Raw genomic sequence first — 16,388 nt, forward strand, 5'->3', positions numbered from 1 at the left:
ATGCCGGTGTGACGGATCACCGGAACCCGGTTTGCAGGTGCCCGAGGAAATACGTAACGTTGGCGTAGTGAAATACGAGGTGCTGGTCGGCAACGGTGCGGAGGCGTCAGCCGCCGTGTCGGACGGCCGCACCCGTGACCGGGTCGCCCAGCTGCTGCGCCGTGGCCCCGCCACCGCCGCCGAGCTCGGCGCGCAGCTCGGCCTGAGCCCCGCCGCGATCCGCAAGCACCTCGACGCCCTGCTCGCCGACTGCCTGGTCGAGACGCGCGAGGTGCGGCGCACCGGCCCGCGTGGCCGTGGCCGCCCGGCGAAGGCGTTCGTGCTCACCGCCGCCGCCCGCGAGGATCTCAACCCGCACCACTACGACAACATCGCCGCCGCCGCGCTGCGCTGGATCGCGCAGAACAACGGCCCGCAGGCGGTCACCGCGTTCGCCGCCTCGCAGATCCAGGCCCTCGAGGACCGCTGCAGTGCGGCTCTCGAAGAGGCCGGCACCGATCCGATCGCCCGGGCGGAGGCGCTCGCCGATGCGCTGACCGCGGAAGGCTACGCTGCCAGCGCGACCACGATCGCGTCCGGCGGACAGTTGTGCCAGCACCACTGTCCGGTGGCCCACGTGGCCGCCGAGTTCCCTCAGCTGTGCGACGCCGAGACCGAAGTCATCTCTCGCCTCATCGGCACCCACGTGCAGCGTCTCGCCACCATCGCGCACGGCGACGGGGTGTGCACCACGCACATCCCTCACCGCCCTGCGCACACCCCATCCGACCGCCCCGCCCGCCACCCTAAAGCGGACGAAATGCTTTCTACCACCACGGTTAGGACAGATACATGACTGACCAGATCGTCACTCAGGAAGAGCACCTGGCCGCACTTGGCAAGTACGAGTACGGCTGGTCCGACACCGACACCGCCGGTGCCACCGCTCAGCGTGGCCTGTCCGAGGCCGTGGTTCGCAACATCTCCGCTCTGAAGAGCGAGCCGCAGTGGATGCTCGACCTGCGGCTCAAGGGCCTGCGCCTGTTCGGCCGCAAGCCGATGCCGAACTGGGGCGCCGACCTCACCGGCATCGACTTCCAGAACATCAAGTACTTCGTGCGTTCCACCGAGAAGCAGGCCGCCACCTGGGACGACCTGCCCGCGGACATCAAGAACACGTACGACAAGCTGGGCATCCCGGAGGCCGAGAAGCAGCGCCTCGTCTCCGGCGTCGCCGCGCAGTACGAGTCCGAGGTCGTCTACCACGCGATCCGTGAGGACCTGGAGCAGCAGGGTGTGCTGTTCCTGGACACCGACACCGCCCTGCGCGAGCACGAGGAGCTCTTCCGGGAGTACTTCGGCACGGTGATCCCGGTCGGCGACAACAAGTTCGCCGCGCTGAACACCGCGACCTGGTCCGGCGGCTCGTTCATCTACGTGCCGAAGGGTGTGCACGTCGACATCCCGCTGCAGGCCTACTTCCGGATCAACACCGAGAACATGGGCCAGTTCGAGCGGACCCTGATCATCGCCGACGAGGGCAGCTACATCCACTACGTCGAGGGCTGCACGGCGCCGATCTACTCGTCCGACTCGCTGCACTCCGCGGTCGTCGAGATCGTCGTGAAGAAGAACGCGCGGGTCCGGTACACGACCATCCAGAACTGGTCGAACAACGTCTACAACCTGGTCACCAAGCGCGCCACCTGCGAAGAGGGCGCGACCATGGAGTGGGTCGACGGCAACATCGGCTCCAAGGTCACCATGAAGTACCCGGCGGTCTACATGACTGGCGCGCACGCCAAGGGCGAGGTGCTCTCGATCGCCATGGCCGGCGCGGGCCAGCACCAGGACTCCGGCGCCAAGATGGTGCACGCCGCACCGCACACCTCCTCGACGATCATCTCCAAGTCGATCGCCCGGGGCGGTGGCCGCACCAGCTACCGCGGCCTGGTCCAGGTGCTCGAGGGTGCCGCGCACTCGAAGAGCACGGTCAAGTGCGACGCGCTGCTGGTCGACACGATCTCCCGCTCGGACACGTACCCGTACGTCGACATCCGCGAGGACGACGTGAACATGGGGCACGAGGCGACCGTCTCCAAGGTCAGCGAGGACCAGCTCTTCTACCTGATGAGCCGTGGTCTGACCGAGGACGAGGCGATGGCCATGATCGTGCGTGGCTTCATCGAGCCGATCGCCAAGGAGCTCCCGATGGAGTACGCCCTGGAGCTGAACCGGCTGATCGAGCTGCAGATGGAAGGGGCCGTGGGTTAAGCACCCGGGCCCAATCACAAGCGGATTAAAGGAAGAAATGACAACCGAGGTCATCGCCCCGCCGCGCACCAAGTCGCAGGTGCTGCGCTCCTTCGACGTCGCCGACTTCCCGGCCCTCAACGGCCTGGAGGAGGAGTGGCGTTTCACCCCCCTCAAGCGCCTGCGTGACCTGGTCACGGCCACGACGCTGACCGGGGCGGCCCCGTCCGTGGAGTACGCCGACCTACCGGTCGGCGTGACGGTGTCGACAGCCGACGACGTCGAGCCGGTGCTGACCCCGTTCGACCGGGTCAGCGCGCTGGCCTACGGCTCGGCTGCGGGCGTCACCGTGATCGAGGTGGCGGCCGAGGCCGTACCGGCCGAGGCGGCCGTGATCCGTCTGGTCGGCAAGGGCGGCGACGCCGCTGCCGCGCGCACCGTGGTGAAGGTCGGCAACTTCGCCAAGGCCACCGTGGTGCTGCACCAGACCGGCTCGGTCACCCTGGCCGACAACATCGAGGTGGTGCTCGGCGACAGCGCCCAGCTCACCTTCGTCACGCTCGCCGAGTGGGACCGTGACGCGGTGCAGGCCCAGCACGTGAAGATCCGGGTCGGCAAGGACGCCCGGATCCAGCACGTGCAGGTGACCCTCGGTGGCGACCTGGTCCGCCAGTTCACCAGTGTGGAATACACCGGACGGGGCGGCGACGCCGAGCTGTTCGGGCTGTACTTCGCGGCGGCCGGCCAGCACCACGAGCACCGCCAGCTGGTCGATCACAGCGTGCCGGACTGCCGCAGCTACGTGGGTTACCGCGGGGCGCTGCAGGGCGCGTCGGCGCACACCGTCTGGGTCGGCGACGTGCTGATCCGGGCGGCGGCGACCGGCACCGACACGTACGAGATCAATCGCAACCTGGTGCTGACGGACGGCGCCCGCGCCGACTCGGTCCCGAACCTGGAGATCGAGACCGGCGAGGTCGCCGGCGCCGGGCACGCCAGCGCGACCGGCCGGTTCGACGACGAGCAGCTGTTCTACCTGATGGCCCGCGGCATCCCCGAGGGGGAGGCGCGCAAGCTGGTGGTCCGCGGCTTCTTCGCCGAGCTGATCAACAAGATCCCGGTCGCGGAGTTGCGCGAGCGCCTGGGCGACGCCATCGAGGCTCGGCTGGTGGAGGCCGGGTCATAGTGACGTTCGAGAACGTCGGCCCGGTGGCCGACGTGGCCAAGGGCACCGCGCTCCAGGTGGAGGTCGACGGTGTCGAGATCGCGATCGTGCACGCCGACGACGACAACTTCTACGCGGTCCGCGACGAGTGCAGTCACGCCTCGGTGGCGCTCTCCGAGGGCGAGGTCGACGGGTGCACGCTGGAATGCTGGCTGCACGGTTCCCGTTTCGACCTGCGCACCGGTGAGCCCTCCGGACCGCCCGCCATCGAACCGGTGGCGGTCTACCCCGTCGAGATTCGCGACGGAGACATCTACGTTTCGACGACACCGAGCAATGGAGTAGAGCCGTGAGCACCCTGGAGATCCGCGACCTGCAGGTTTCGGTGAAGCTGCCCGATGGAGAGCTGAAGCCGATCCTGGCCGGGGTCGACCTCACCATCAAAGCCGGCGAGACCCACGCCATCATGGGCCCGAACGGTTCCGGCAAGTCGACGCTGGCCTACTCCATCGCCGGTCACCCGAAATACCAGATCACCGGTGGCTCGGTCACCCTGGACGGCCAGGACCTGCTCGCGCTGAGCGTGGACGAGCGCGCCCGGGCCGGCCTCTTCCTGGCCATGCAGTACCCGGTCGAGGTCCCCGGCGTCTCGGTGGCCAACTTCCTGCGTACCGCGAAGACCGCGATCGACGGCCAGGCGCCGAAGCTGCGCACCTGGGCCGGCGAGCTGCGGGGCGCGATGGAGAAGCTGCAGATGGACCCGGCGTTCGCCCAGCGCAACGTCAACGAGGGCTTCTCCGGCGGTGAGAAGAAGCGGCACGAGATCATGCAGCTCGAGCTGCTCAAGCCGAAGATGGCGATCCTCGACGAGACCGACTCCGGCCTCGACATCGACGCGCTGCGGATCGTCAGCGAGGGTGTCAACCGGGTCCGGGAGAACGGCGACACCGGCTTCCTGCTGATCACCCACTACGTGCGGATCCTGCGCTACATCAAGCCGGACTTCGTGCACGTCTTCGTCGGCGGCAAGATCGTCGAAGAGGGCGGCTCCGAGCTGGCCGACCGCCTCGAGGCCGAGGGCTACGAGAAGTTCCTCACCAAGGCCTGAGAGGACGAGTCATGAGCTTCGACGTCGCACGGGTGCGCAAGGACTTCCCGATCTTCGAGCGGGAGGTGAACGGCCACCCGCTGGTCTACCTGGACAGCGCCAACACCTCGCAGAAGCCGGTGCAGGTGCTCGACGTCATGCGCGCGCACCAGGAGAAGCACAACGGCAACGTGTCGCGCTCGGTGCACACTCTGGGCACCGAGTCGACCGAGATGTACGAGGGCTCCCGGGCCAAGGTGGCGAGCTTCATCGGTGCGGGCAGTCCCGATGAAGTGATCTTCACGAAGAACTCCACCGAGGCGATCAACCTGGTCGCGCACTCGGCCGGTCAGTTCCTCGGCCTGAAGCCCGGCGACGAGATCGTGATCTCCGAGATGGAGCATCACTCCAACCTGGTGCCCTGGCAGCTGCTCTGCGAGCGGACCGGCGCCACGCTGCGCTGGTTCGGCATCACCGACGAGGGCCGGCTCGACGAGTCCCGGCTCGACGAGCTGGTCAACGAGCGCACCAAGCTGGTCTCGGTGGTGCACATGTCCAACGTGCTCGGCACGATCAACGACGTGACCGCGCTGGTGGCGCGGGCCCGTCAGGTCGGCGCGCTGGTCATGCTGGACTGCTCGCAGTCGGTGCCGCACTTCCCGGTCGACGTGCGCGCGCTGGGTGTCGACTTCATCGCGTTCACCGGGCACAAGATGCTCGGCCCGACCGGTATCGGCGTGCTCTGGGGCAAGTTCGAGCTGCTGGCCGCGATGCCGCCGTTCCTGGCCGGCGGGTCGATGATCGAGACGGTGTCGATGGCGAAGACCACGTTCGCCCCGCCGCCGGCCCGGTTCGAGGCCGGCACCCCGCCGATCACCGAGGCGATCGGTCTCGGCGCGGCCGTCGACTACCTGACCGCGCTGGACATGGACGAGGTCCACCGGCACGAGCAGGAGATCACCCGGTACGCGCTGGACCAGCTCGCCGGGGTCCCGGACGTCCGGATCTTCGGCCCGACGTCGTCCGAGAACCGCGGCGGTACCGTGTCGTTCGGTGTGAACGGGGTACACCCCCATGACGTCGGGCAGATCCTGGACGCGCTCGGCGTCGAGGTGCGGGTCGGCCACCACTGTGCCCGTCCGGTCTGCGTACGCTTCGCGGTGCCGGCGATGACCCGGGCCTCGTTCTACCTCTACACGACAACGGAAGAGATCGACGCCCTGGCGCGCGGTCTCGACCAGGTGCGGAAGGTGTTCGGCTGATGATGCTCGACGGGCTGTACCAGGAGATCATCCTGGATCACTACAAGCACCCGCATGGGCGTGGACTGCGCGACCCGTACGACGGGGAGGCGCACCACGTCAACCCGACCTGCGGTGACGAGATCACCGTGCGGGTCTCCGCCGATCTGTCGGAGATCTCGTACGACGGCCTGGGCTGCTCGATCAGCCAGGCCTCGGCTTCGGTCCTGCACGAGTTGCTGCAGGGCAAGGACCGGCACGACGCCGCACGGATCCACCATGCTTTTGTGGAGCTGATGCAGAGCCGCGGCCAGATCGAGCCGGACGAAGAGGTGCTCGGTGACGGGGTCGCTTTCGCCGGGGTGGCGAAGTTCCCGGCCCGGGTGAAGTGTGCCCTGCTCCCGTGGATGGCATTCAAGGACGCGGCCGTTCGCGCGGGCGTCGACGTGGGCGCGAGCCCGGAGGTGAAGGCATGACGGACAACAAGACCGACGAGGTACCGGCCTGGCTGGCCGCCGAGCGCGACGCCGCCGAGGCCGCGGGTGACGTGGTCGAGGTGCCGGAGACCGAGTTGTCGGCCCCGGCTGAGGTCGCGGAGGAAGAGCCGGTCGCTGAAAAAGCACCGGTCAAGAAGGCGTCCACCGACGACGTCGAAGAGGCCATGAAGGACGTCGTCGACCCCGAGCTCGGGATCAACGTCGTCGATCTCGGCCTGGTCTACGGCGTGCACGTGGACGACGACAACGTCGTCACCCTGGACATGACGCTGACCTCCGCGGCCTGCCCGCTGACCGACGTGATCGAGGACCAGACCCGGCAGGCGCTGACCACCGGCCCCGGTGGCGGCCTGACGCAGGACTTCCGGATCAACTGGGTGTGGCTGCCGCCGTGGGGCCCCGACAAGATCACGGACGATGGACGCGAGCAGCTCCGGGCGCTCGGTTTCAACGTCTGATAAGTGTCTCCAAAGGGCGGTGCGCGACAAGCGTGCCGCCCTTTGTCGTATTTGGATGGTAGAAACCGGGAATGACACCGACTCCGCCCTTCCCCGAGCTGATCACGCTGGTCGAGGAGCGCTCCGCGGCACTGCGGGAGGCCGCCGCGCTGGCGCCGGCCCTCGACGCCCGGGTTCCCGGCTGCCCCGACTGGTCGCTGCGGGACCTGATCGCGCACCTCGGTGAGGTGCAGCGCTTCTGGGCTCTCGTGGTGACCGAGGCGGACCCGTCCGGCCCACCCTCCAAGGAACGGCACGGCAGCACCCTGCCGGAGAGCGACCTGCTGGAGTGGTTCTCCGGGTCGACCCGGATGCTCGACGCCGCCCTGCGCGCCGCCGGGCCGGACACCCCGTGCTGGGCCTGGTGGCCCGAGTCGGCCGGTCCGCACACCTCGGGCGCGGTGGCCCGGCACCAGGTGCAGGAGTCGGCGGTGCACGCCTACGACGCCATGGAGGCCCTCGGCAAACCCGAACCGCTGCCGGCCGCGGTCGCCGTCGATGGGATGAGCGAGTTCTTCGCCGTGGTGATGGGTTCGCTCGGGGCCTGGCCGCACCGCCCGGCCCGGGTGCAGTTCCAGGCGATCGAGGGACCGTCCTGGACGCTCGACCTGTCACCGAGCGGCGCCACCGCGGATCCGGCGGCCAGCGGTGAGCCGGTCACCCGGGTGCACGGCACCGCCAGCGACCTGCTCCTGCACCTCTACCGCCGGATCCCGCTGGAGGACGTCCGGATCGACGGCGACCGCGAGGTCGCCGTCCAGCTCCGCGAGTGGTCCAAGCACTGATCGTCACACCCGCCAGGCGCGGTCCAGGGCCACGGCCAGCCGCCGTAGCCACGGGTGCTCGTGCGGCTCGGTGACCAGGCCGGGGTAGTCCCGGGCGAAGTTGTCCCACTGGACGTCGGTCCAGCTCAGCACGGTCTCGGCGGTGAAGTCGTCGGCCGTCGCGCCCAGCTCCGGCCGCAGCAGCTCCCGGACCAGCGCGAGGTCGGCGGTGGCCCGCTCGGCCAGCAGCACCGCGTCGTAGAGGTCCTTGCCCTGCGGGTAGCAGTCGGTGGCCAGCCACTGGAGTTTCCAGGCCAGCGACAGTCCGGCGGTGGCGGCCAGGACCGGGCCGGTCACCCCGGGCAGGGTGATCGGCTCGGGCGCGACCGGCAGGTTCTCACCGAACACCACGTCGACCTGCACGATGCCGCCCGGCACGTTCTCGACCTCGAACGGGATGACCAGGCGGCGGCCGTCGGCCCGCTCGTACGTCCAGATCTCGGATTGTTCGATCCGGTCGGCCCGCAGCCCGGCGCCGGGCCGCTCGCCGAGTGCCCGGACGATCCGGTCGAACAGCCGGCGGCCCGCCTCGCCGTCGCTGGTCACCGACGCCGGCGTGACCACGAAGTCCAGGTCGCCGGGCTCGCGGGCGGCGGCGCCGACCCAGGCCGGCATGGTGACGCTGCCGCGCAGCACCAGGTGCCGGCTCCAGGACTCGCCGGTCAGCTGGGCCAAGACGTGGTCGAGTGCGGCCCGCCGGGCGGCCCGCCAGCGCTCGCCGGCCGCCGGGTCGCCGAACACCGGCTCACCCGCCCGGTAGGCGTTCGCGTGCTGCTTGAGCGCCGGGTCGAAGACCAGTTCCTGCCGTACGTCCGGTGACCTGCGGCGCAGCGTCCGTTTCGGCTGGGGCACCGGCCGGTAGGTGGCCGGGTAGCCGCGCGGGGTGGCCGGCGCCAGCTGGACCTTACGGCGTGCCGGGCGGGCGACACCGAACGTCGTACCGGGCAGCCAGCCGGCGTCGAGGCCCAGGTTGGTGTCCTGCACCACGTACTCCTGCTCGACCGAGACCACCTCGTGGCCGGCCTCGCGCAGCGCGGTGACCAGCCGGTCCAGCCGCAGCGACGCGGTGGACCGGCCGACCCGGTGGCAGCGCTGGTTGACGAAGCGGGTCTCGGCGCCGTCGGCGGACCGGGACCGGGCGTTGCGGGAGAGCCGGGCCCCGTGCGGCTCGACCAGGTCGGTGACCGTGATCAGGTCGGTCATCCCGGCCGGCAGCCGCAGCTTGAGGTGGTGTTCGAAGTACCTGTCGTCCGGCTCGTCGCGGGCGTCCCGGTCGTGCTGTGGCACGCCGTCGGCCCATGGCGCCACCTCGATCTTGCTGCGGATCGGGTCCATCCCGGCCACCCGCAGCCAGTGGCACCAGTCCCGGGCCACCGCCTGCTGCTCGGTCAGGGTGCCGCTGCCGTGCAGCGTCAGCATCGGCTGGGACATGGCCGAACCCCGGTCCAGTTCGATGTGCAGGAAGGTCGCGCCGTGGTCGGCGGCGAACGCGGCGAGCACCTCGGCCTGGTTCGGATAGACGGTCACGTGGGTTTCGAAGTCCCCCGTAATCTCTTTCACGACCCGGGAGAATAGCCGGAACGACGCCTTCCGGACGACCGTTTTGCTCGCCATGCATCGATGTTCACGCATAAAATCCGGGGCGTGGACACCTTCGACGCCCCGGACGGCATCCGGCTCGCGCTGCACCGTTCCGGCTCCGGCGACCCGCTCGTCTGCCTGCCCGGCGGCCCCATGCAGGCCTCCGCGTACCTCGACGACCTGGGCGGGCTGTCCGCGCACCGGCGGCTGCTGATCCCGGATCTGCGCGGCACCGGCGCGTCCGAGGTGCCGGCCGGTCCGGACAGTTACCGCTGCGACCGGCAGGTGGGTGACGTCGAGGCGCTGCGCGAGCACGTCCGGCTGGAGCGGTTCGACCTGCTCGGCCACTCGGCCGGTGCCACGCTGGCGCTGCTCTACGCGGCCCGGCACCCGGAGCGGGTGCGCCGGCTGGTGCTGGTCAACCCCAGCCCGCGGGCGGTCCACCTGGAGATCAGCGACCTGGACCGGCGGCGGGTGGCCGAGGAGCGCCGGGCCGAGCCCTGGTTCCCGGAGGCCTACGCCGCCCTGGAGCGGGTGCAGACCGGGCAGGCCACACCGGCCGACGGCCGGGCGCTGGCGCCGCTCATCTACGGACGGTGGGACGCCGAGACGCAGGCCTATTCGGCCCGCGAGGCCGGGCAGAAGAACAACGTCGCGGCCGCGGCCTACTACGCCGACGGAGCTTTTGATCCGTACGAGGTGCGCGCCCGGCTGGCCACCTTCCCCGCCCCGGTGCTCCTGATCACCGGCGAGGTCGACCTCCAACTGCCGCCGAAGCCCGCCGCCGAGTACGCCGGCCTGTTCCCGCAGGCGGAGCTGGCAGTGGTCCCCGGCGGCGGTCACTTCGCCTGGCTCGACGACGCCGAATGGTTCGTCCAGAAGGTGACCGGGTTCTTAAACCGCGCGTAGGAAGTCGATCAGCAGCGGGTTCACCAGCTCCGGCCGCTCCAGGCTGGGCAGGTGACCGGCCCAGTCCAGTTCCACGTGCCGGGCGTCCGGCAGCACCCCGGCCAGGTGCACCGCGATCTCCCGGAAGTCCGGCAGGTCGTACGCCCCGGAGAGCAGCAGGGTCCGGGCCGCGATCGTGTCCAGCTCCCACTCCACCTCGATCTGCTCCGGCTCCGGCATGTCCGGCGGCTGCAGTTCGAAGACCCGGCGCTGCATCACCCGGACCGCCTCCCGCTGTTCCGGCCCGGCGGCCGGCCCGACCCACGTCCGCACGTTGAGCTCGGTGGCCGCGTCCAGGTCGCCCGCGGTCACCAGGGCGTCCTCCTCGCCGGCGAACGCCAGCCGCTGCGGGCTCTTCGGGTGCCCGGGCAGCGCGGTGCAGAGCAGCGCGAGCGCGGTCACCCGCTCCGGCCACCGGGCCGCGATCTCCAGCCCGAGCTGACCGCCGCCGGACGCGCCGGCCACCGCGAACGGGCGCCCGCCGAGCAGCTCGACGATCTCGTCGGCGTCGTTCCAGGGCTGGTCCGGGATCGGGCTGTCGCCGAAGCCGCGGAAGTCGCAGCGGGTCACCCGGAAACCGGCCGCGACCAGGTCGGGGACCTGCGGATCCCACATCCGGCGGTCACACACGGTGGAGTGGAGCAGGAGCACGTCCGGACCGTCACCGGTCACATCGAAGGCAAGCGTCATCCGGCCGATCTTTCCTCACTCCACCGTGGCCAGTGCCCGGGCCCCCGATTTGCGGATGACCCGATGCTCGTCCAGGGCGTGCCAGGCGGAGAACAGGAACGGTGACAGGGTCACCACGAGATAACCGATCCCGGCCAGCAGCGCGGCGGTGCGCAGGCCCAGGTCCTCGACCGCCCAGCCGCCGAGGACCCCGCCGAGCGGGATGCCGGCCCAGGAGAACGCGATCAGCACGCTCATCACCCGGCCCTGCATCCGGATCGGGACCCGTTCGTAGACGGCGGCCAGCAGGATCGGGTTGATCGTCGACATCAGCGCGCCGGCCAGCGCGGCGATCGCCAGCACCGCCCACAGCCGGTCGGTCAGGGCCAGCGCGAGCAGCTGCGCCGGGCCGCCGATCAGGAAGCAGACCGCGAAGGTGACCCGCCGGGGCACCCGCGGCCCGATGATCGTCCAGAGGATGTTCCCGGCCACCGCACCCACCCCGAAGGCGCTGCCGAGCACACCGAGCGCCGCCGGGCCGTGCGGGCCGTCGCGCACCCACACCGGCACGAACACCGTCGCGTACGCCTGGTCAAAGAGGTTCGTGGCGAACAGCATCGACATGATCCCGACGATCAGCCGGTCCTGTCGTACGTACCGGAAACCGCACCGCAGTGCCGCCGCATAACCGCTCTCCTCGTCCTCCGCGGTCTCCTGGCCGGTGGAACCGGCCGTCACGTAGATCGAGATGATCAGCGCGCACACGCCGAACGTGGCCGCGTCGACGAGCAGCACCCGGGCCGGTCCGACCGCGGCCACCAGCAACCCGGCCAGCGGCAGGCCGAGCAGGGTGGCCACCCGGCTGATCCCGTCGTAGAGCGTGGTGCCCCGCTCGGTGGACAGCCCGGCGCCGGCGATCACCCGGGGGAGCAGCGCGCGCTTGGCGGTGTCGCCGAACCCGCGCAGCGCCCCGGCCACCGCGATCAGGCCGAGCAGAGTCGAGTACGAGATCGTCTCGGTGCTGGCCAGCAGCGGGATCCCGGCCACCGCGACCAGGCTCGCCGCGTCGGCGGCCACCGCGGTCGGCCGGGGACCGACCCGGTCCACGATCGGACCGCCGAGCAGCCCGGCCAGCACGTACGGAAGCATCTCGGCCAAGCCGGCCACCCCGGCCAGCAGCGCCGAGCCGGTGCTGGTCAGCACCAGCCAGGGCAGCGCCACGAAGGTGATCCGGCTGCCCAGCAGGGAGATCGCCTCGGCCGCGAGCAGACCGGTCAGGCTCCGTCTCACCGGTCGCCTCGCGGCTCGTTCCGGGTCTGTTCGCCAGGTGGCGGGCCGGTGTCCGGACGGGCCGGCAGGGGGAAGGCCTGCCACTGGAAGACCACCCGGGCGCTGCCGGGCACCGCGAGGTCCGGGTCGTCGTCGACCGGGTAGTCGGTGAGCACCGCACCGATCCGGGACAGCAGCTCACCGGCCTGTGCCGGGGTCAGCCGCAGCGCGACGTTGCGGATCGCGACCCCGGTCTGCCACTCCGGCGGCAGGTCCGCGGCGGCGCCGAGGAAGTCCTGCAGCCGCTGGAAGTCGGCGACCGCGACCGACCGCAGGTAGTTCTCCGCGCCCGCCGGCACCGGGGCGCTGCTCCGGCTCGCCACCCGCCACCAGCGTTCCCGCCGCACCCCCCGGCCCGGCACGTCCTCGACGAAGCCGTAGGCGGCGAGCTGACGCAGGTGGTAACTGGTCGCTCCGGACGACTCGCCGAGCCGGCCGGCGAGCCGGGTCGCGGTCGAGGCGCCGTGCTCGCGCAGCAGGCCGAGGATGCGCACCCGGAGCGGGTGAGCGAGGCCGCGCAACGAGTGCGGGCCGGGGACGACGGGGGAGGCGGGCATCGGCCCAACTTATCTTTGCAAAGAAGTCTTTGGAAGACGTATGTCGATATGCTTCGGCGGGTTCAGGCCGGTGGGAGGTGATCCACGCCGTTGTAACCGTCGAGTTTCAGGCCCGCTCCGCCGTCGCTCGTGAAGCGGGTCAGCGACGCGTTCCGGACCGGGCCCGCGGACTTCTCCAGGGCGGCCAGCTCGTCCCAGTCCAGGTCCTCGAGGACCGCGCGGGTCATCAGGACCACCGCGTCGTGCGCGACCACGACCACCCGCCGGCCGGCGTGCTCGCGGTGCAGATCGTCCAGGAAGGACGTCAGGCGCAGGCGGATGTCGGCGAAGGACTCGCCGCCCGGCGGGCGGTACTCGTACAGGCCGGCCTCGGCGCGACGGGCCGCCTCGCCCGGGAACCGGGCCGCGATCGCGGCGCGGGTGAGCATCGCCAGCTCACCGTTGAGCCGATCGACAAGACGATCATCGGTGTGGGCGTCGGGCAGGGTGATCCCGGCACTCTCGGCCGCGATCCGCCAGGTCTCCCGAGCTCTTGTGTACGGGGAGGTGACCACGACCTCGGGGCGCGCACCGGCCGGTAGTGCCGCGAGCCAGGCCCCGAGCGCGCGCGCCTGTTCCTCGCCGTGCCCGGTGAGCGGCACCTCGGCGTCCGGCCCGCTCACCGCCGCCTCCAGCAGCTGCTGCGCGTCCGCGGCCGGGAAGGCGACGTTGGCCAGGCTCTGCCCGTGCCGGATCAGGACAAGTTCCGCGACAACCGTCATGATCGGACCCTATCTGTCACGGTACGTCGCCGGGAGGGCGCATCGAGTGACGGTAGTCTCGCCCAATGCCCCGGCTGATCGTGCTCAACGGCCCACCCGCGACCGGCAAGTCCACACTCGCCGGTCGGTATGCCGCCGCCCGTCCGCTGACCCTGAACCTGGACATCGATCGGCTCCGGGACCTGATCGGCGGCTGGCGCACCGACCCGCAGGCCGGCGGGCTGCTGGCCCGGGCGGCGGCGCTGGCCGCGGCCCGGGTGCATCTGCTCGCCGGTCACGACGTGATCGTGCCGCAGTTGCTGGCCCGGCCGGCTTTCCTGGAGCAGGCCGGCGCGCTGGCGGCGGAGACCGGCGCGTCGTTCCACGAGCTCGTCCTGATGGACACCCGGGAGAACGCCCTCCGCCGCTGGGCCGTCCGGTCCGCGGCGGCGGCCGGTTCCCCTGCGGCGACCGGTTCCCCGGCTTCGGCTCGTTTCGCCGCGGAGCGGGATGAGGTTGCGGGGCTTTATGACCGGTTATGTGACATGTTGGTGTCGCGCCCGGATGCCCAGATCGTGCACAGCCACGAGAACGAGATCGATCGCACCTATCGGGACGTGCTCGCCTGCCTGCCGGGTTAATCGGTGGTCACCCACCCCGGGCGGGTCGCATGATGAGCCGGTGATCTCACCGATGAGGTATCCCGCCCTCCCTGTCGCCGCGGCCGAACGGGCCACCCGGCAGCAGCGGGCCCGCCGGGGACGGGTGGTGCCCGAGCAGCGATCATGAGCGCCGCGTTCCTGTCCGGCGTGATCGCCGGATATGGGATCGCGGTGCCGGTCGGCGCGATCGGCGCGCTGATCGCCGGCTTGAGCGCCCGCACCTCGTGGCGGGTGGGCGCGGCGGCCGGTCTGGGCGCGGCCACCGCCGACGGGATCTACGCCTGCGTCGCGGTGGCCGGTGGCGCCGCGGTCGCCGGCCTGATCGCACCGCTCACCACCCCGCTGCGCTGGGCCGGTGCGGTGGTCCTGCTGCTCCTGGCCGCCCGGACCGCCTGGACCGCGGTCCGCCTCGCCGGTACGCCGGAACGCACCGAACGCCCGACCACGGCGATCCGGGCCTACGCCGGGATCCTCGCGCTCACCCTGCTCAACCCGGCCACCGTGATCTACTTCGCGGCCCTGGTCCTCGGTGCCGGTGGGGTGGGTGGCGGCGTCTGGTTCGTGCTCGGCGCCTTTCTCGCGTCCGCCAGCTGGCAACTCCTGATCGCCGCCGCCGGCTCCCTCTCCGGCCACCTGCTCACCGGCCCCCGAGGCCGCCTCCTGACAACCCTGCTCTCCAGCGCCGTGATAACCCTCCTAGCCCTACGCCTCCTGATCCCCTAAAACATGCGTGTGAAGTTGGGGTGCGCACCGCACCGAAAGTCCCCACGCTGCAGCTGCTCAGGGCGTGCGTGTGGAGTTGGGGTGCGGTGCGCGCCGAAAGTCCCCACGCTGCGCCCAGCCCCACCGTGCGTGTGGAGTTGGGGTGCGGTGCGCGCCGAAAGTCCCCACGCTCGGTGTCACCACCGCTGGCGTGGGGGGTGGGTGCGGTGCGCGCCTCAGGTTCACGTGGGCGGGGGCTTCACCGCGTACCAGACAGGTGTTTGGCGGCCTCGCGGATCGACAACGGTGACAGGATCGCGGCCTGGGCGGTGAGGTAGTCCCGGACCGCGCCGGGGTCGGTGCGCGCGTAGTGGCGCAGCGCCCAGCCGATCGCCTTGCGGATGAAGAAGTCCTGGTGGCCGGCCTGCCGGGTGCAGTAGGCGAAGAGCCGCGCGGCGTCGGTCGCGGGGCCGTAGTGGAGCTGGTGCAGGATCGCCGTGCGGATCAGCCAGCGGTCGGCGGCGGTGGACCAGTCGTCCATCCGGGTGAGCAGCGCGGGGTGCCGGCGGACCAGGCCGCCGACGACGTGGGTGGCGAGCGGGTCGACCGTGTCCCACCACGACCTGCTGGTGATCAACTCTTCCAGGACGCCGAGGAAGGCGGGGCCGGGCACGTCGAGGTGGGCGGTCAGGTAGTCGCAGGCGAACTGCTGGAACTCGCGCTCGTCGCGCGCCCAGCAGCGGCGGGCGACGTCGGCCAGCTCGGGCTCGGTGGGTGCCGGCAGGCCGGCCAGGGCGGTGCGGGCCCGGGACCGCCGGGCCGGCGCGGGCAGGCCGAGGAACGGGAACTGGTCGCGCATGTAGGCCGCCATGGCCGGGGCGCGCACCGGATCGTGGCCGGCCTCGAACCCGGCGACCAGCCGGTCCATCAGCGTCTCGGGCAGCGTGGGCACGGTTCGGATCCTGCCACCGTAGTCTGACAAGAATGGGTGAACGTCCGGCCGCCGGCGGCGGGAAATGGGTGGATGTCGCGCCGGAGCGGCTGCCGCGCTGGCTGGAGAATTTCGCTGCCCGGCACGGGGCCTACACCGAACACGGGCTGACCCTGACCGCCGCGGACGGCGCGGAGGCGACGCTGCACGAGCCGCCCGGCGCCGGGCCGGTGACGACGGTGGCCGACCTGCTCGCCGCGGCGCTGACCCCGCGGCGGCTCGGGTTGCTGCTGGCCCGCAAGGGCGCGGTCGCGGTCGGCATCGCGGACGGCACGAAGCTGATCGCGTCCAAGGTGGACACGCACTATGTGCAAGGACGGACAGCGGCCGGTGGCTGGTCGCAGCAGCGCTTCGCGCGGCGCCGGGACAACCAGGCCAAGGCGGCCGCCGCGGACGGCGCCGGGATCGTGGGCCGGATCCTGCTTCCGGACGTACGGTCGCTGGCCGCGGTCGTGACCGGCGGCGATCGTGTCGCGGTCGACGCGGTCCTGGCCGATCGGGTCCTCGCGCCGGTGGTGGCGCTGCGGTCCGAGCGGTGGCTCGACGTGCCCGAGCCGCGGCATGTGGTGTTGGTCTCAGCGGTGGCGATGGCCCGCACGATCCCGATCCTGATCCGGGAGCCCTGACCCGGCCGGCCACGGACATGGATCCGGCCGCCGTCCCTCG

The 16,388-nt window shown here is 71.2% G+C and carries 19 protein-coding genes; 13 read left to right on the plus strand and 6 right to left on the minus strand.

Translation table 11 applies throughout. The features are described 5' to 3' along the window. Nucleotides 1–67 precede the first annotated feature (67 nt). The 9 genes from Apa02nite_RS06050 to Apa02nite_RS06090 all read left to right on the plus strand — a co-directional run bounded on the left by Apa02nite_RS06050 (nt 68) and on the right by Apa02nite_RS06090 (nt 7,504). The gene (locus tag Apa02nite_RS06050; protein WP_203824180.1) at nt 68–835 is read left to right on the plus strand and encodes a helix-turn-helix transcriptional regulator; all 768 of its coding nucleotides are present in this window, start codon (nt 68–70) and stop codon (nt 833–835) included. Next, on the plus strand, nt 832–2,253 hold the full coding sequence (gene sufB, locus Apa02nite_RS06055; protein ID WP_067704173.1) for a Fe-S cluster assembly protein SufB: 1,422 nt from the start codon (nt 832–834) through the stop codon (nt 2,251–2,253). The genes Apa02nite_RS06050 and sufB overlap by 4 nt, the downstream gene beginning before the upstream one ends. Before the next feature lie 37 nt (nt 2,254–2,290). Next, nucleotides 2,291–3,418: a Fe-S cluster assembly protein SufD gene (gene sufD, locus Apa02nite_RS06060; protein WP_203824181.1), complete on the plus strand. Its 1,128-nt coding sequence runs from the start codon at nt 2,291–2,293 to the stop codon at nt 3,416–3,418. Continuing rightward, nucleotides 3,418–3,750: a non-heme iron oxygenase ferredoxin subunit gene (locus Apa02nite_RS06065; protein ID WP_083972425.1), complete on the plus strand. Its 333-nt coding sequence runs from the start codon at nt 3,418–3,420 to the stop codon at nt 3,748–3,750. The genes sufD and Apa02nite_RS06065 overlap by 1 nt, the downstream gene beginning before the upstream one ends. After that, nucleotides 3,747–4,505: a Fe-S cluster assembly ATPase SufC gene (gene sufC / locus Apa02nite_RS06070; RefSeq protein ID WP_203824182.1), complete on the plus strand. Its 759-nt coding sequence runs from the start codon at nt 3,747–3,749 to the stop codon at nt 4,503–4,505. The genes Apa02nite_RS06065 and sufC overlap by 4 nt, the downstream gene beginning before the upstream one ends. A gap of 11 nt (nt 4,506–4,516) precedes the next feature. Beyond that, nucleotides 4,517–5,746 (plus strand): cysteine desulfurase, encoded by a 1,230-nt coding sequence (locus tag Apa02nite_RS06075; protein WP_203824183.1) that lies wholly within the window; start codon nt 4,517–4,519, stop codon nt 5,744–5,746. Next, nucleotides 5,746–6,201, plus strand: coding sequence for a Fe-S cluster assembly sulfur transfer protein SufU (gene sufU, locus Apa02nite_RS06080; RefSeq protein WP_203824184.1), 456 nt, complete (start codon nt 5,746–5,748; stop codon nt 6,199–6,201). The genes Apa02nite_RS06075 and sufU overlap by 1 nt, the downstream gene beginning before the upstream one ends. After that, complete coding sequence (locus Apa02nite_RS06085) at nt 6,198–6,680, plus strand: metal-sulfur cluster assembly factor (protein ID WP_203824185.1); 483 nt, start codon at nt 6,198–6,200, stop codon at nt 6,678–6,680. Before sufU ends, Apa02nite_RS06085 begins: the two co-directional genes overlap by 4 nt. A gap of 71 nt (nt 6,681–6,751) precedes the next feature. Beyond that, complete coding sequence (locus Apa02nite_RS06090) at nt 6,752–7,504, plus strand: maleylpyruvate isomerase family mycothiol-dependent enzyme (protein WP_203824186.1); 753 nt, start codon at nt 6,752–6,754, stop codon at nt 7,502–7,504. A gap of 3 nt (nt 7,505–7,507) precedes the next feature. Here Apa02nite_RS06090 and Apa02nite_RS06095 read toward each other — a convergent pair whose 3' ends face one another. Next, complete coding sequence (locus Apa02nite_RS06095) at nt 7,508–9,103, minus strand: nucleotidyl transferase AbiEii/AbiGii toxin family protein (protein ID WP_239164150.1); 1,596 nt, start codon at nt 9,101–9,103, stop codon at nt 7,508–7,510. An 84-nt stretch (nt 9,104–9,187) separates the two neighbouring features. Between Apa02nite_RS06095 and Apa02nite_RS06100 the strand changes: the two genes are divergently transcribed. After that, nucleotides 9,188–10,033: an alpha/beta fold hydrolase gene (locus Apa02nite_RS06100; RefSeq protein WP_203824188.1), complete on the plus strand. Its 846-nt coding sequence runs from the start codon at nt 9,188–9,190 to the stop codon at nt 10,031–10,033. On the opposite strand, the gene Apa02nite_RS06105 is transcribed toward Apa02nite_RS06100, so the two are convergent. The 4 genes from Apa02nite_RS06105 to Apa02nite_RS06120 all read right to left on the minus strand — a co-directional run bounded on the left by Apa02nite_RS06105 (nt 10,019) and on the right by Apa02nite_RS06120 (nt 13,388). Continuing rightward, entirely contained in the window at nt 10,019–10,762 is a 744-nt protein-coding gene (locus tag Apa02nite_RS06105; protein WP_203824189.1) for an alpha/beta fold hydrolase, read from the minus strand. The two genes, Apa02nite_RS06100 and Apa02nite_RS06105, sit on opposite strands and share 15 nt — an antisense overlap. A 15-nt stretch (nt 10,763–10,777) precedes the next feature. Beyond that, complete coding sequence (locus Apa02nite_RS06110) at nt 10,778–12,031, minus strand: MFS transporter (protein WP_239164151.1); 1,254 nt, start codon at nt 12,029–12,031, stop codon at nt 10,778–10,780. Continuing rightward, nucleotides 12,028–12,627: an ArsR/SmtB family transcription factor gene (locus tag Apa02nite_RS06115; RefSeq protein WP_203824191.1), complete on the minus strand. Its 600-nt coding sequence runs from the start codon at nt 12,625–12,627 to the stop codon at nt 12,028–12,030. Before Apa02nite_RS06115 ends, Apa02nite_RS06110 begins: the two co-directional genes overlap by 4 nt. Nucleotides 12,628–12,689: 62 nt before the next feature. Further along, on the minus strand, nt 12,690–13,388 hold the full coding sequence (locus Apa02nite_RS06120; RefSeq protein WP_203824192.1) for a histidine phosphatase family protein: 699 nt from the start codon (nt 13,386–13,388) through the stop codon (nt 12,690–12,692). Nucleotides 13,389–13,453: 65 nt separating this feature from the next. Between Apa02nite_RS06120 and Apa02nite_RS06125 the strand changes: the two genes are divergently transcribed. Both Apa02nite_RS06125 and Apa02nite_RS06130 read left to right on the plus strand, forming a co-directional pair. Then, nucleotides 13,454–14,008, plus strand: a complete 555-nt coding sequence (locus Apa02nite_RS06125; protein ID WP_203824193.1) for an AAA family ATPase — start codon at nt 13,454–13,456, stop codon at nt 14,006–14,008. 144 nt (nt 14,009–14,152) lie between these two features. Beyond that, nucleotides 14,153–14,752 carry a LysE family transporter gene (locus Apa02nite_RS06130; protein ID WP_203824194.1) on the plus strand — a complete coding sequence of 200 codons (600 nt, stop codon included), beginning with the start codon at nt 14,153–14,155 and terminating at the stop codon, nt 14,750–14,752. Between the two features lie 238 nt (nt 14,753–14,990). Here Apa02nite_RS06130 and Apa02nite_RS06135 read toward each other — a convergent pair whose 3' ends face one another. Further along, nucleotides 14,991–15,683, minus strand: a complete 693-nt coding sequence (locus Apa02nite_RS06135; protein WP_239164152.1) for a DNA alkylation repair protein — start codon at nt 15,681–15,683, stop codon at nt 14,991–14,993. Between the two features lie 32 nt (nt 15,684–15,715). Between Apa02nite_RS06135 and Apa02nite_RS06140 the strand changes: the two genes are divergently transcribed. Next, nucleotides 15,716–16,348, plus strand: coding sequence for an acVLRF1 family peptidyl-tRNA hydrolase (locus Apa02nite_RS06140; protein ID WP_203824195.1), 633 nt, complete (start codon nt 15,716–15,718; stop codon nt 16,346–16,348). Nucleotides 16,349–16,388: the final 40 nt, after the last annotated feature.

Source organism: Actinoplanes palleronii, assembly GCF_016862315.1.
GTDB classification, from domain to species: Bacteria; Actinomycetota; Actinomycetes; order Mycobacteriales; family Micromonosporaceae; genus Actinoplanes; species Actinoplanes palleronii.

What these genes read in the sequence shown, in the direction of transcription:
- sufD (WP_203824181.1), top strand. Translation starts at nt 2,291, where the DNA reads ATGACAACCGAGGTCATCGCCCCGCCGCGCACCAAGTCGCAGGTGCTG.
- Apa02nite_RS06105 (WP_203824189.1), bottom strand. Translation starts at nt 10,762, where the DNA reads ATGACGCTTGCCTTCGATGTGACCGGTGACGGTCCGGACGTGCTCCTG.
- Apa02nite_RS06120 (WP_203824192.1), bottom strand. Translation starts at nt 13,388, where the DNA reads ATGACGGTTGTCGCGGAACTTGTCCTGATCCGGCACGGGCAGAGCCTG.
- Apa02nite_RS06090 (WP_203824186.1), top strand. Translation starts at nt 6,752, where the DNA reads ATGACACCGACTCCGCCCTTCCCCGAGCTGATCACGCTGGTCGAGGAG.
- sufB (WP_067704173.1), top strand. Translation starts at nt 832, where the DNA reads ATGACTGACCAGATCGTCACTCAGGAAGAGCACCTGGCCGCACTTGGC.
- Apa02nite_RS06115 (WP_203824191.1), bottom strand. Translation starts at nt 12,627, where the DNA reads ATGCCCGCCTCCCCCGTCGTCCCCGGCCCGCACTCGTTGCGCGGCCTC.
- sufU (WP_203824184.1), top strand. Translation starts at nt 5,746, where the DNA reads ATGATGCTCGACGGGCTGTACCAGGAGATCATCCTGGATCACTACAAG.
- Apa02nite_RS06075 (WP_203824183.1), top strand. Translation starts at nt 4,517, where the DNA reads ATGAGCTTCGACGTCGCACGGGTGCGCAAGGACTTCCCGATCTTCGAG.
- Apa02nite_RS06085 (WP_203824185.1), top strand. Translation starts at nt 6,198, where the DNA reads ATGACGGACAACAAGACCGACGAGGTACCGGCCTGGCTGGCCGCCGAG.
- Apa02nite_RS06125 (WP_203824193.1), top strand. Translation starts at nt 13,454, where the DNA reads ATGCCCCGGCTGATCGTGCTCAACGGCCCACCCGCGACCGGCAAGTCC.
- Apa02nite_RS06130 (WP_203824194.1), top strand. Translation starts at nt 14,153, where the DNA reads ATGAGCGCCGCGTTCCTGTCCGGCGTGATCGCCGGATATGGGATCGCG.
- Apa02nite_RS06140 (WP_203824195.1), top strand. Translation starts at nt 15,716, where the DNA reads ATGGGTGAACGTCCGGCCGCCGGCGGCGGGAAATGGGTGGATGTCGCG.